The following is a 12598-nucleotide window of genomic DNA, read 5'->3' as shown; positions in this document are numbered from 1 at the left end:
AGAATGAGTAAACGGGAAGTTCCGGGCGTCGGCGTCTATGGTGGTCCGGCTGGCGGGTGGGGCGCACTGCAGTCGGTCGCCAAAGCATTGCGGGCGCAAATGGCGCTGAGCCGTGAAACGACTGCGCTGAGTCGGGTGAACCAGGCACGTGGGTTCGACTGTCCGGGATGCGCGTGGCCAGATCCTCGTGACGCGTCCTCCTTCGAGTTCTGCGAAAACGGAGCGAAGGCCGTCGCTTGGGAAGCAACACGCAAACGCACCGGCCCCGAGTTCTTCGAAGCTCACACCGTCTCGGAACTCTGGGAATGGACGGATTACGCCCTGGAAGATTCCGGTCGCCTGACGCACCCGATGGTTTACGACGCCGCGGTGGACCGCTACCGGCCGATATCGTGGGAGGACGCGTTCCAACGCATCGGCGAGCTGCTCCGCGCTTTACCCGATCCGAACATGGCCGAGTTCTACACCTCCGGCCGCACGTCGAATGAAGCAGCCTTTCTCTATCAGCTCTTCGTTCGCGAGTTCGGAACGAACAATTTTCCCGACTGCTCGAACATGTGCCACGAGGCAACGAGCATCGGGCTGCCGGAATCTATCGGCGTCGGCAAAGGCACCGTGACGCTCGAGGACTTCGACGGCGCGGATATGGTCTTTTGCATCGGCCACAACCCGGGCACAAACCACCCGCGAATGCTCAGCACGCTACGTGCAGTCGCCAAGCGTGGTGGCACGATCATCGTCATCAATCCGCTGCGGGAACGCGGCCTCGAGCGATTTACATCGCCGCAATCCCCCGTCGAAATGCTGACGCTGCATTCGACGCAGATCGCAACCATCTACCATCAGGTGAAGGTGGGGGGCGACGCCGCCATGCTGAAGGGTATCATGAAGGCGCTGTTCGCTCTCGATGCCGAGCGGCAAGCCAATGGTCAGGCGAGCATCCTCGATCGCTCATTCATTGAGGAGCACACGCAGGGACTCCCGAAGCTGATCGCAGATATTGAGGCGACGTCGTGGGAAGATATCGAGCGGTGCTCAGGCATCTCGCGCGCAGACATTGAGGACACGGCGAGGCGCTACGCATCGGCGAACCGTGTGATTTTCTGCTACGGAATGGGCGTGACGCAGCACCGCCACGGCACGGCAATCGTCCAGCAGATCGCCAATCTCGCGCTCATTCGTGGCAACATCGGAATACCAGGAGCCGGTATCTGTCCCCTGCGCGGTCATTCGAACGTCCAAGGCGATCGAACCGTCGGCATCACGGAAAAGCCGAGCCCCACTTTGCTGCAGAACATCGAGCGCACGTTCGGCTTTCGTCCTCCGAGCGAGCCTGGCCACGGCGCAATCGAGGCCATCCAAGCGATGATCGACGGCCGCTCGCGCGCGCTCGTTTCCATGGGTGGCAACTTGGCGGTCGCGATGTCCGACAGGGACGCCGCCTTCAAGGGCGCACGCAATCTTGATCTCGCTGTGCACATCGCCACCAAGCTGAACCGCTCGCAGCTCTTGGTCGCGAAGAACTCGTTCATCCTGCCGTGCCTCGGCCGCACCGAGCTCGATGAGCAGGCTACGGGTCCGCAGTCCGTCACCGTGGAAGACTCTGTCTCTTATGTTCATGCATCGGCAGGGCGGCTGACGCCTGTCTCAACCGATCTGAAGTCGGAAGCCGCGATTGTTGCGGGACTTGCGAAGGCGACCCTCCCAGACACGAAGGTCGGCTGGGATGGGTACATCGCCGATTACGACCGAATTCGGGATGCCATCGAAAAGGTTTTTCCCGCATTCGAAAACTTCAACGAGCGGATCCGCAACGAGGGCGGCTTCCATCTTTACATTCCCGCTGCCCACCGCATTTGGGACACGCCCTCGAAGAAGGCCAACTTCATCGTATTCAATGGGCTGGACGGCGACCCGCGCGCGAAAGAGCCGGGCGCTCTGCTGCTTGCGACCATCAGAAGCCACGACCAATACAATACGACGATCTACGGCTTCAATGACCGCTATCGCGGTATCACCGGACGTAGAGATGTGATCTTCCTGAACCAGGCAGACCTTGCATCCCGCGGGCTGGCCCATGGCGATGTCGTCGACGTCGAGGTCATCAAGTTGCCCGATGATCCGGGGCCAGCTCGAGTTCTTCAAAAGCTGACGGCAGTGGCGTTCGAAATCGCCAAGGGATCGGCTGCTGCTTATTATCCCGAGGCCAACAACCTCGTCGATCTCGGCCACTACGACATCCGCAGCGGCACGCCCGCCTACAAGTCGATTCCCGTGCGCATTCGGGCTTCAGCTGGGGCGCGGGAAAAGGACAGCCGCAATGTCCTAGCCGAGGCATGATCGCATCCGGATACCCTCCGCACTTCTCGCGGCTGGCTTTGCGCGTTCGGCAGAGCGGTTTTAACCACTCTCGGCTCCCGCCGCTTATTTCATTGGCGGCAGGAACAGAGGCACTGCGCGCACGTTCACTTAACGTGCGGTCCCGTCGGCCACCCCGCTAGCGCTAAACGAGCCGCCAATCCTGAGTTGCTCCGACGAACAATGTTGGTCTCCCACCGCCACCTGCGTGGCAACGTGATCCTTTCCAGTTTACCGGGCGACGCCTACGCTCGCCTTGAACCGCTGCTGAAGCCGGTCGAATTTCGCCAGCGGCAGTGCGTGGAAGCGGCGAGCAAAAATATAGAAAGGGTCGTCTTTCCATTTCGCGGCCTGCTCTCGGCAGTTGCCGTCAGCCGCAACCGACGTCATGAAACGGAAGTCGGCGTCATCGGCCGGGAAGGCATGACCGGCGCATCCCTTCTGCTTGGCGCCGATCGGGCCTCCCTCGACATTTTTGTGCTGATGGAAGGCGACGGATACTGCGTATGTGCAAAGGAATTGCGCCGTCTGGCCGATGAACATCCCGCTATTCGCACGTCATTCCTGAAGTACCTGCATACGTTCTTCATACAGATTGCGCGCACGGCCCTTGCAAATTCGCGCGCAAGCCTGGATCAGCGCGTGGCCCGGTGGCTGTTGATTGCCCATGACAGAGTGGGAGACGAGCTGCAGCTCACCCACGAACTCTTAGCCTTGATGCTCGGCGTCCGGCGTGCAGGCGTTACGACTGCAATCAACCAGCTTGAGCGGCTGGGCCTAATCGAAGCCTCACGCGGTCTGATCGTGATCATCGATAGGAAGGGCATCGAGGAGCACTGCCAAGGCTTTTACGGCCAGGCAGAACGCGAAAGCACGCGTTGGCTGCCGCCGCTGTCTGCGGTAAACGAAGTGATTTGAGGCTCCAGCAACCAGGGAGCTGGATTTTACCCTCGCCTCGCAGAGCGGCGTGAAGACCGAAGCCGCCGGTGCAAAAGCGCCAGCGTTGCTGCCTCCGCCGCAGAAAGCTCGCTCATCCTCGTGGCCAGCTCATTCTCGATTTTTCTGGCTATCGAGCGGACGAGCTCGCCACTGAGATAGCAGTTCAAGATTTCCGGGTGAACATAGCACTTCCTGCATATCGTCGGCGTATTGCCAAGCCGGGACGCAACGCTCTCGATTGCAGCGCGGACGTTGCGCTTGGCTGCCGCCTCGCTGTCCACGTTTTCAAATTCGGCGAGGGCAGCCGCCGCAAGCACCGTGCCCGCCCACGTGCGGAAGTCCTTTGCTGAGATTTCCTCGCCCGCAACTTCCCGCAAGTATGCGTTGACGTCAGCGGACGTGATCTGCCGGACACTGCCATCTTCGGCTTCATACTGAAAGAGATGTTGTCCTGGCAGATCTTGGCAGCGTTTCACGATCCGGGCGATACGGCGATCGTGGACGGCAACGCGCCATTCCTTGCCCGTCTTGCCGCGAAAGCGAAATTTTGCCTGCGAGCTGGAGAAAGTGACGTGACGGTCCTTCAGCGTCGTCAGGCCGAAGCTGCCGTTCGCCCGCGCGTACTCCTCGTTTCCAACGCGGATCAGCGTTTCATCAAGCAGAGTGACTACGGTCGCCAGCACCTTTTCACGGTCGAGCCGCTTGCGGCGTGTATGGCGGCGGACTGTCTTCCTGAGTTTCGGGAGTACCTTGGCGAAGGCGAGGATTTTTTCGAATTTCGCTTCGTCGCGCGTGCGATGCCAATCCGGATGATACCGGTATTGCTTCCGCCCCCGTGCATCCCGTCCCGTGGCTTGAATATGCCCATTCGGCAAAGGGCAAATCCACACATCCGTCCAGGCGGGCGGGATGGCGAGGCTGCGAATCCGCCGCTCCGTACGGGCGTCCTTGACGGTTCCTCCGGACGGCAAAGTGTAGGAGAACCCGCTGCCGCGTTTCTTCCGCGCGATACCCGGATCGCCGTCGTTGACGTAAGTTAGTCCGGCCTCCTCGACAGAAGTGATACGGTCTTCGTCGCCCGATTTGGACTCTTGAAGCATACCTTGCCGCCAACTCGCTGAAGCACTGTCGCGGCGAACGTGTTGTTCGTCTTCACAGAGCGCCTTCGACCAAGCGGAACGCAGCCTTATGGATATGAGTTCCGCTTGCTGCTGAGGAAGAAGCGTCTGCGGGGGCAAATCTTTGTGGATCTATTTCGGGCGGGGGTCGGTTAAACCGGAGCCCGCTTCGCGCTCGCCATTTCGATATTGCTTCACGGCCTCGATGAGAGTCGACGCCGCGTTTGCGGTCTCTTGGAACAATGACCGGTCCTCATCAAGGTCTTGGTGGCTTGTGGCGTAAGGCCGATAGTAGCCGATATAGCGATCGATCGTTGCAAGCCGTCCCGCGGCGACCAAACCCATGTCGCTCAGCCAATCATCAAGTGAGCGGCGAAGGATGTCGGCGCCTTCGGAATCGCCGTTTGTGATGATGGAGAAGACGCGGGACTGCAAATGCTTCGGATATGACCATCCCTTGAGCTCAAGCTCCTTTGCGAGCTTCGCATCTTTGCCCTCCGTAGCGGACGGATCAGGATTTCCCCCGTCCGCACAGACCAGGCGGTCCATCATGGCTTTGAGAACAGTCGGCGCCTGATACCAATGGCAGGGTGTGATGATCATGATGCCGTGTGCCGCGACCCAAAGCGGATAGATATCGTTCATCCAATCGTGAATTTGCCCGAGGGAGTGGTTGGGATAGCACGAGCATGGCCAATGGCAGAGCGCGGGAGAAGTTGAAAAGCAGGCCTTGCAGGGATGGATGGTCCGGCCGTACTCCGACGTCAAACGGCTGAGATCAAGCTCATCGCAGACAAAATCAGGATGCTGGGAGATGACCGCTTTTGCGGCCTCCACGAGCCTGTAAGTCTTGGACATCTCGCTCGGACACGTGTGTTCGCTTCGCGGCGATCCGTTGATGAGCAGAACACGCGACGGGCGCTGAGGGTCGTTATGAGCTTCGGCAGCCCGATCAATCCTCTTCTTGGCTTCGAGCCATTCGGTCGAAAGTTCGTAGCTGGGATCGGCGAAGGCCGGACCAGCTTTCTCGGTCGTGGGAGCCTTTCGGCCCTGATCGTAGGCCTCCCAGGCGATCTGGGCGATCGCCTCGATCTCATTGTCTAACTGATCGAACGCGGGGTCACAAAAACTGGAGCGAAACCGGGCCTTGAACGTTTCCTCATCGATTTTTGGATCGGGCATCCCTTTGCGCGGATCGGTGAGAGCCACTTTGACGTTTCCTCCTGCTACGGCGTTCAATCGAACGCCGCTTAGTGAAATTGGTTCAAAGTCCGCTCCTGCAGATCTATGGTTGCTGGGGAGCTCACAGTCTCTGACAACCGAGGTGCCGCATGGAAAGAGCCCATCTCATTCAAATGGCCAATCAGATAACGGACTACTTCGAGGTCTATCCGAAAACCGAGGCCTTGGATGGCATCGCCAAGCACATCCACAATACATGGGAGCGTCGGATGCGGGACGCCATGAAGGATATCATCGATGCCGGAGGCGACGGGTTGAAGCCGCTCTTCCTCGAAGCAATGCACGACTATTTCAAAGGGCCAAAATCGGGTGGCCGGCGTGTATCGGTCGATCCGCGAAAGAAGGCGCCCGATGGCGCGCAGCCGAGCTTCGCCGATGGCGGAGGCGACGCTGGCTGATCAGCGCGAATGACTTCATCCCAATTGTGCAATCGGCTCCTGAGTGGGCTGGGCTGAAGTACGCTGGCGATGCTTGGCCTCCATGCCAATGGCAAACACGGCGAGCAGTACCGAGGCCGCGACGGAAGGCCAGACCATGCGGTACTCCTGGGCCTGGATCAGAAAAAGGAGGCTCACGCAGTTCAACCCTGCCGGTAGCCAAGCGAGCCACATAAGCCGCTTGGCAATCATCATGAGCCTTACAGCTGCGATTATGCCGGCGAGCAGGTACAGCGCCGGCCGCTTCATAGGCGCTCTGCCGCCGAAATAGCGCCCGTTGAACCAGTTGAGCCAATCGGCAAGGGCCGGGAGTTTCGACTGCGTGGTGAGATTAAGCTCATGGGCAAGCGGAGTCTGCGTGATTTCGAGTGGCACGTCCGCCATCTGTTTCGCCCTGTGCGGCCATGGACGCCAGAACAGCTCGGTCATGCATAGTTCTTGTCTCAGAGCGACGAGGGGATGTTGGAAGGCAATCTGAGCAGCTGTTGCGAACACACGGTGCGGCTCGAGTGCAGCGTGTGAGACGCGCGGATCGTCGAAGAAGAACGTAACGACATTCCAGCATGGAACCGACTTCCACGCTTCGATCGGCGCAATCGCGCGAATGGTTTGGTCCTGCTCGGGCGATAATTGCACGTCCTCGCGTACGGCGGCTGCCAGCATTGGCAAGGCAACGATGGTTCGCATTTCACCGGATTGAGGTGAAGCGGAAAGGGCTGAGAGCAGGAGCGTCTTCGAAAGGATAAATGCGGCGACTTGCAAGCCCGCGAGCACCGCGGCGGGACGGCGAGCAGACTTGACCGTAGCGAGCAGCAGGAAAATGCCAACCGAGACAATCACGCCATTGTGGCGAAGAAGAACAAGTGCAATTCCCGCTGCCCCTATTGACGCCCATTCCGAGGCGGAGAGCTTGAAATCCAATCTGACGCTTTTGATGAGCAACGCCATCAAGGCGATGAGCGCTGTTGCGAAGGGCACGTCCTTCCACATTGTCGTGACGACGAGGAAGTTCGGGGGAAACAGCGGAAACAATATCGCGCATGCAACGAGAAGAGATGGCGCCACACCCCAGCAGCGCAACTCAGACAGAACATAGCCGGTCGCGAGCGCAAACAGCACGTAATGCACAAAGACGATAAAAGCGGGGCTCGGCACCGCTTGATAGAACATCCAGTTCAACAAGGTGCCGCTGACGGGTTGCGTGTCGTTGAATTGCCAAGTCAGCAGCTGCTGCCATTGGTCGAGGGAATCTGGCGACATCTGCGCTGGCCAGAAAGCGAGATGAACAATGCAATAGATGATGCAGCCGGGGATCGCGAACGCGATCGTCGATGCAGCAGTCCGCATGCCAAACGCCCCCACGTATGAGGCCACCTACGTGGCGGCGAACTGTCTATTCGCCGCCGCGGTAAAACCTCTGAGGGGCAAGCTTATCGCCACGCGCCTGAGAAAATCACCCGTGTTCCGCCCGCTAATCCTATGCGGTCTAGACCTTGCGGCTTTCGTTCGCGCTGAGCCTTACGAATAGCGCCGGTGATGAAAACGTTGAAACGCTGAGGACAAGGAGGAGCGATGTCCCTCATGCTCAGGGCGAATAGAAAACAGGCTTGAGGCGCAACTGACCTGTGTACAACAAAAAGACTGCGGCATCGGCAAATGAGCATTAGGCCTGACGGACTCACCAGTGCCACCACGAGCAAAACCGCAGCGGGTTGTCATCCGCAGGTAGCCTCACCGCAGGCGTGCCCCTTACAATTCGAAGGCGGTCCCAGAACTCCGATGGCCGTACCAGCCACACGCGGGTTTCCATACGCAGCCGGTCAATGAGTTTGCCGTCGCACGTGAGCAATGCCGAGATCCCGGCCTGCTCACACTCAGCGATGATTTTGCGATCGCTCAAGCCCGCCCGAAACGGGATCAGCTCTTCGGCCCGCTCGGCAACGAGAGTTTTGTCAGGTTCAGGACGGACCTCCGAAACCTGGCGCAGGGCCCAACCGATGTGGGCTTCACGCTTCGTGCGGTCGGAGATCGCCTCGTACTCGGCCTTGACGGTAGGTACCAGCTTGAAGCTGGCCTCCGCCGGCATCCAGAAGAAGATGCGGACGAGCGCGAGCTTTTCCTCAGCCAGCGGTTCTGAGGGCGGAGCCGGCGCCGCGCTCATCGCCTCGGCCCAGTAGGTGAGGGCGTTGGCATCGAGAGCGAGCATCCACCGGTCTGATCCCACGGGCCAGCGCCTCCGATTTTCTCTACAACCTGAATTGTTTAGCGACTGGGCCAATGAACGTGCTCGACCTTGAGGACCTGCCTATGGCAGGACACAAGTCTGCTCCTTGGAGGCCCCCAATGCATCGCCACGTCAAGCTTGTCACCATCGCATGCATCCTGCTCGCAGTCGGCTTCGTGGCCGGCCGCTACGTCATGTGGAACGAGGCCGCGAAGTACGACGCCACGCATCCCTAAGGGCACGCCGGTCACCGGCGAAGAGGTTTGAGACGAACCGATTCTCGAATGCCTGCTCGTATGTGCAGGCCAGGGGCCGTTGGGCGCCCGCCGCGTCATCCACCGAACTCACAGATTATTTCGGAGCATTGCTCTTTAGCGATTGTCAGGTTTCGAGTCGCCGGTAGATTGAACTCAAGGGACTGCGGAAGAGCCGCTCCTGTAGCCGCCAGGCTTAGAGGTACCCGACATGGAAAGCTGCCGAGCGATCGTCATTGTCGAGCGCTCAATCAACCCTCCGATGCGGTTTTGCGACACGAGCCGCAAGCGGACCGGAAGTGCCTACGCGTTCGGATCATACGGACAGGCGCTGGCTTTTCTGCAGGAAACGAGAGTTGACTCGGTCGTCATCGAGTTCGACGTTGGAACCGACACCCTGGACTTCTGCGACGCGGTCAAGGCGCTCAAAGTGCCGATCGTGGTTTCGCCTTACTTGGAGCCGGGGGACCTCAAGAGATACGGGGTAAGAGAGCCCGGCCTATCCTTACGTGCGGGCGACGTTCGAAAGAGAAGCTCCTCAAGGCAGACCTGAGGCATGATCCTAGGTCTTGTCGGTGGGATCGCCGATGGGCTGACCGAGCATGCGTCTGACCGTTTCGATGGCAGCTCTCGTGGCATCGAGATGTCGTCGAGTCCGGTCCGAGTTGGATCTCATGCGCTCAGCAAACGTCAGAGCCTGTTTGTCTCTAATGTCCTTCGAGACGCGGAAATCGACCCAAATAACATTGTCCCTAAACATGCCAAGGACGCCCTTAAACGCTGCGACAGGCGCTTAACGTGCAATCCGCGTGCTTCGTTCGCTACTGTCGAATCCTGCAAGGCGCGACAGAGCGCGCGCGGCTCTGCGCTGGGCTCGTGTTTCATTGCGGACGCCAATGAGGGGCCGCGTTGACCTTACGAAAGTGTATGGCGTTAGAGGCTAATCTGTTCATCTCGCTGACAGACTAGGCGGCCTAACACCGGCTCCACGTCCATGAGGGCGTTACAAACAAGGAGCCGGAAATATGAGAACAGTTTTGAAAGTCGCTATGGCGGCAGTCGCAATGATGATCGGCGCTGGCGTTGCAAGCGCAGCCGAGAAGCCGCTCAAGCAGCAGCATCATGCGCAAACGATGCATAAGTCTTCAAAGCACCACGCCTCGAAGGCGACGCACAAGCGCAATGCTTCCAAGCACTCCAATAAGCACTATGCATCGAAGCACGCTCACAAGCACGTGGCCTCCAAGCGGACGCACAAGCACGCAGCGTGAACATCATGAGGTGAGCGGCCATGGGCCTCTCACCTCTGTTCCCAAGCCGAGGGTAGGTCTATCGGAGCTGTTGAGATCAGCAGCCGCTCTCTCGCATGCAGCGCCCGTAACGGGCGCCATCCGTGCCCCACTGATCGAAGCAGGCGTGGCGGGCTTCTCGGCACCGGTCAGGTGTGGTCGCAATAGGGGCGGGAGGATTGGCGTTTCCGATCGCCTCCCAGGGCACATCAACGATCACGCCGGGCCCAGGCCCCCATCCACCGCCGCCATGCCCGTGCGTATTCTGAACGAGAGGAACGTTGCCCGGCTTGGTCATTCCGGCAGGAGCTGCCGCCACGTTGCCGGCCATAACGCAAGCGGCAATGGCCACGGTAATTGTCTTCACGATCTATCTCCGAGCGCCTTGGCTTCCACCAGCCCGCGCGGGAGAGATCATGTGCTGATCCGATTATCAGCTGCTTTCCCGGGCAAAGCATCCTGCTGCGACGGTTTCCGACGTCCAAACGAACGCCTCAAAAAGAAACGCACGTCGCCGAGGCAAGCAGCTGACTTTGCTAATCCCGCGCGCTTTGCAGAACGGCGTCGCTCAGCATCTGCGACAGACCGATCAGCTCATGCAGGCCTGTCTTGTCATCCTGCAAAATTCCAAGGGTGACGTTCTGGCCATCGGTATCGACGCTGGCATAGCAAATCGCTTTGAGTTCGCCATTTTCCGCGCGAGCCAGAAGCTCTTTCAAACCAGCGATGATCCGCTGCTTTTCCTCCAACTCTTTCTTCGCGCGCTCGCCACTCAGAAGAACCAGCTTTCCCATCGGCTCACCTTCCGCATCAGCAACAGACGTTCAGACGGTGCCATGCTTGCACGCGTCGGGCACCATCGTCTTCCGCCCTCGCGACGTTTCGCAGGGCTTTGAGAGCATGCTACGCCGGTTGCTAAGGCAAGTGTTACACCTGGGACTCGCATGCGCGGTCTGGACGCGGAAAGCAGTCCGGACGCGAATCACGCGTGCCCCATCGCCGCCACGTCCTCCGTGCAAGGTACCGGCAGCTGATTCATCCGGCCGAATTTCGATCATCCAGACTACCGGTGGTAGAGTACGGCGGTGGACGCGACGGGGACATGCAGCCAGGAACATTGCCAGCGCGTGCGTCTCGCTCTATCGATCAGGAGAACCGGAGGGGACATGAAAAAAGTACTACTACTCATCTCGGCCGCGGCGCTTTTTGCCACGCCGGCCCTCGCGCAAACCCGTTTCAATTCCCGCACGATGAAGCAACCGGCTGCGCCCATGGTCAAGAACCCGCCGTCAAGCTTCCCAGGCGCGGGTACGGCAGGAACGATTCCGTCGCCGACAACGTCGACCTACCCCAAACCGATCACGCAAACCTACGACCCGTTTTTCAACGACCCGACCCAGCGGAATCAAAATCTCCGTAGGAGGTAGGGTTCATATTGCTCGGCGCTGGGCCGATGTGAAGCCGGGCGTTTTTTGGTGAGCTATTTTGCTGATTGTTGCGGTCGCGTCCTCGATGCGTGCGATCGCTGATTGCGAGCCTTTGCTCCCATCCGGCGCCGGCGATTGCGCCGCACACGGCCTTGGAACGATTTTGGTGAGCGGAACGTTGGACTTCTCGACCACGGGAAGGACCTAGCGTATGAAGATTGCACAAGTTGCCCCCTTGATCGAGAGCGTTCCGCCTAAGCTCTACGGGGGGACAGAAAGAGTTGTTTCCTATCTGACTGAAGCACTCGTCAAGCAAGGTCACGACGTCACTCTTTTCGCCAGCGGCGACTCCATAACGTCCGCAAATCTTGTTCCGTGCTGTGAGCAATCGCTGCGCTCCAACCCGGCCGTGCGAGATCCCATCCCGTATTACATGATGATGGTCGACAAGATCCGCCGCATGGCATCGAGCTTCGATGTCATTCACTTTCACATCGATCAATTTCAGTTCCCGGTATTCCGGACAATCGCGCATAAAACTCTGACGACGCTTCATGGACGGCAGGACCTGCCGGACCTGCAGCTGCTCTATCGCGCATTCCCAGAGATGAACCTCGTCTCTATCTCTGACTCGCAGCGCGAGCCGATCCCCTATGCGACGTTTGCCGGCACGGTCTATCACGGTCTGCCGCACGATCTGCACCGACCGACCTTCAATCCGCGCGGCGGCTATTTAGCCTTCCTCGGACGAATTTCCCCCGAGAAGCGGCTGGACCGTGCAATCGAGATTGCGCGGGCCGCGGGTTTCCCGTTGAAGATTGCGGCTAAAGTCGATGCCGTCGACGTTGAATACTTCGAGACGACGATCAAGCCTCTTCTGCATGGCGACGATGTTCACTTCGTCGGTGAGATCAGCGACCGGGAGAAAGGGAAGTTTCTGGGCGAAGCTTCGGCCCTGCTTTTTCCCATCGACTGGCCTGAACCGTTCGGCATGGTGATGATTGAGGCCATGGCCTGCGGAACGCCGGTTCTCGCGTTCGATAAGGGTTCCGTCCGTGAGGTGATAGACGAGGGTGTTACCGGCTTCATCGTCGACAGCGTCGAGAACGCAATCGCTACGTTGCCTAATGTCCTCGCGCTCGATCGTGTGAGAATTCGCGAACGATTTGATGAGAGGTTCACAGCTGATCAAATGGCGAAAGCTTACGTTGCGCTCTATTCGCGAGCCTTTGCCGGCGCTAACCGCCTCCCGCTCGCGCGCGCTGAAGAAATTTCCTCCGTCCGCGAGACTCTCGTCAATTGACGCAGTG

Annotated in this window: 13 protein-coding genes; 7 read left to right on the top strand and 6 right to left on the bottom strand. The window is 59.2% G+C overall.

Annotation, left to right across the window (positions count from 1 at the left end):
• Positions 1 to 3: 3 nt before the first annotated feature.
• A complete protein-coding gene (locus VFG26_RS10535; RefSeq protein WP_325025015.1) occupies positions 4 to 2340 on the top strand; it encodes an FdhF/YdeP family oxidoreductase in 2337 nt (778 codons plus the stop codon).
• A 201-nt stretch (positions 2341 to 2541) separates the two neighbouring features.
• Positions 2542 to 3276 (top strand): Crp/Fnr family transcriptional regulator, encoded by a 735-nt coding sequence (locus VFG26_RS10530; protein ID WP_325025013.1) that lies wholly within the window; start codon positions 2542 to 2544, stop codon positions 3274 to 3276.
• Positions 3277 to 3302: 26 nt separating this feature from the next.
• Here VFG26_RS10530 and VFG26_RS10525 read toward each other — a convergent pair whose 3' ends face one another.
• Positions 3303 to 4397, bottom strand: a complete 1095-nt coding sequence (locus VFG26_RS10525) for a DNA topoisomerase IB (protein WP_325025011.1) — start codon at positions 4395 to 4397, stop codon at positions 3303 to 3305.
• A 150-nt stretch (positions 4398 to 4547) separates the two neighbouring features.
• Entirely contained in the window at positions 4548 to 5597 is a 1050-nt protein-coding gene (locus VFG26_RS10520; protein WP_325025077.1) for a flavodoxin family protein, read from the bottom strand.
• 149 nt (positions 5598 to 5746) lie between these two features.
• Here VFG26_RS10520 and VFG26_RS10515 point away from each other — a divergent pair, with 149 nt between their 5' ends.
• Entirely contained in the window at positions 5747 to 6055 is a 309-nt protein-coding gene (locus VFG26_RS10515) for a formate dehydrogenase subunit delta (protein ID WP_325025009.1), read from the top strand.
• 15 nt (positions 6056 to 6070) lie between these two features.
• On the opposite strand, the gene VFG26_RS10510 is transcribed toward VFG26_RS10515, so the two are convergent.
• Positions 6071 to 7441, bottom strand: a complete 1371-nt coding sequence (locus VFG26_RS10510) for a hypothetical protein (protein WP_325025007.1) — start codon at positions 7439 to 7441, stop codon at positions 6071 to 6073.
• Between the two features lie 331 nt (positions 7442 to 7772).
• Entirely contained in the window at positions 7773 to 8318 is a 546-nt protein-coding gene (locus VFG26_RS10505; protein ID WP_325025005.1) for a hypothetical protein, read from the bottom strand.
• A gap of 465 nt (positions 8319 to 8783) precedes the next feature.
• Between VFG26_RS10505 and VFG26_RS10500 the strand changes: the two genes are divergently transcribed.
• Together VFG26_RS10500 and VFG26_RS10495 are read left to right on the top strand one after the other, a co-directional pair.
• Positions 8784 to 9125 carry a hypothetical protein gene (locus VFG26_RS10500; protein WP_325025003.1) on the top strand — a complete coding sequence of 114 codons (342 nt, stop codon included), beginning with the start codon at positions 8784 to 8786 and terminating at the stop codon, positions 9123 to 9125.
• A gap of 472 nt (positions 9126 to 9597) precedes the next feature.
• Entirely contained in the window at positions 9598 to 9843 is a 246-nt protein-coding gene (locus tag VFG26_RS10495) for a hypothetical protein (protein ID WP_325025001.1), read from the top strand.
• A gap of 76 nt (positions 9844 to 9919) precedes the next feature.
• Here VFG26_RS10495 and VFG26_RS10490 read toward each other — a convergent pair whose 3' ends face one another.
• Together VFG26_RS10490 and VFG26_RS10485 are read right to left on the bottom strand one after the other, a co-directional pair.
• Positions 9920 to 10228 carry a hypothetical protein gene (locus tag VFG26_RS10490; protein WP_325024999.1) on the bottom strand — a complete coding sequence of 103 codons (309 nt, stop codon included), beginning with the start codon at positions 10226 to 10228 and terminating at the stop codon, positions 9920 to 9922.
• Between the two features lie 169 nt (positions 10229 to 10397).
• Positions 10398 to 10655 (bottom strand): hypothetical protein, encoded by a 258-nt coding sequence (locus tag VFG26_RS10485; RefSeq protein ID WP_325024997.1) that lies wholly within the window; start codon positions 10653 to 10655, stop codon positions 10398 to 10400.
• Between the two features lie 372 nt (positions 10656 to 11027).
• Between VFG26_RS10485 and VFG26_RS10480 the strand changes: the two genes are divergently transcribed.
• Together VFG26_RS10480 and VFG26_RS10475 are read left to right on the top strand one after the other, a co-directional pair.
• A complete protein-coding gene (locus tag VFG26_RS10480) occupies positions 11028 to 11288 on the top strand; it encodes a hypothetical protein (RefSeq protein ID WP_325024995.1) in 261 nt (86 codons plus the stop codon).
• Positions 11289 to 11499: 211 nt separating this feature from the next.
• A complete protein-coding gene (locus VFG26_RS10475; protein WP_325024993.1) occupies positions 11500 to 12591 on the top strand; it encodes a glycosyltransferase family 4 protein in 1092 nt (363 codons plus the stop codon).
• Positions 12592 to 12598: the final 7 nt, after the last annotated feature.

Origin of the sequence: Hyphomicrobium sp. (genome assembly GCF_035687085.1) — a bacterium.
In the GTDB taxonomy this organism is placed as follows: Bacteria; Pseudomonadota; Alphaproteobacteria; order Rhizobiales; family Hyphomicrobiaceae; genus Hyphomicrobium_B.
Note: the sequence above shows the minus strand (reverse complement) of the source record. Positions and strands in the feature narration are given on the sequence as shown.

Coding starts and splice junctions, on each gene's coding strand:
- VFG26_RS10520 (WP_325025077.1), bottom strand. CDS start 5,597: ATGCCCGATCCAAAAATCGATGAGGAAACGTTCAAGGCCCGGTTTCGC.
- VFG26_RS10480 (WP_325024995.1), top strand. CDS start 11,028: ATGAAAAAAGTACTACTACTCATCTCGGCCGCGGCGCTTTTTGCCACG.
- VFG26_RS10535 (WP_325025015.1), top strand. CDS start 4: ATGAGTAAACGGGAAGTTCCGGGCGTCGGCGTCTATGGTGGTCCGGCT.
- VFG26_RS10530 (WP_325025013.1), top strand. CDS start 2,542: ATGTTGGTCTCCCACCGCCACCTGCGTGGCAACGTGATCCTTTCCAGT.
- VFG26_RS10510 (WP_325025007.1), bottom strand. CDS start 7,441: ATGCGGACTGCTGCATCGACGATCGCGTTCGCGATCCCCGGCTGCATC.
- VFG26_RS10525 (WP_325025011.1), bottom strand. CDS start 4,397: ATGCTTCAAGAGTCCAAATCGGGCGACGAAGACCGTATCACTTCTGTC.
- VFG26_RS10485 (WP_325024997.1), bottom strand. CDS start 10,655: ATGGGAAAGCTGGTTCTTCTGAGTGGCGAGCGCGCGAAGAAAGAGTTG.
- VFG26_RS10515 (WP_325025009.1), top strand. CDS start 5,747: ATGGAAAGAGCCCATCTCATTCAAATGGCCAATCAGATAACGGACTAC.
- VFG26_RS10495 (WP_325025001.1), top strand. CDS start 9,598: ATGAGAACAGTTTTGAAAGTCGCTATGGCGGCAGTCGCAATGATGATC.
- VFG26_RS10500 (WP_325025003.1), top strand. CDS start 8,784: ATGGAAAGCTGCCGAGCGATCGTCATTGTCGAGCGCTCAATCAACCCT.
- VFG26_RS10475 (WP_325024993.1), top strand. CDS start 11,500: ATGAAGATTGCACAAGTTGCCCCCTTGATCGAGAGCGTTCCGCCTAAG.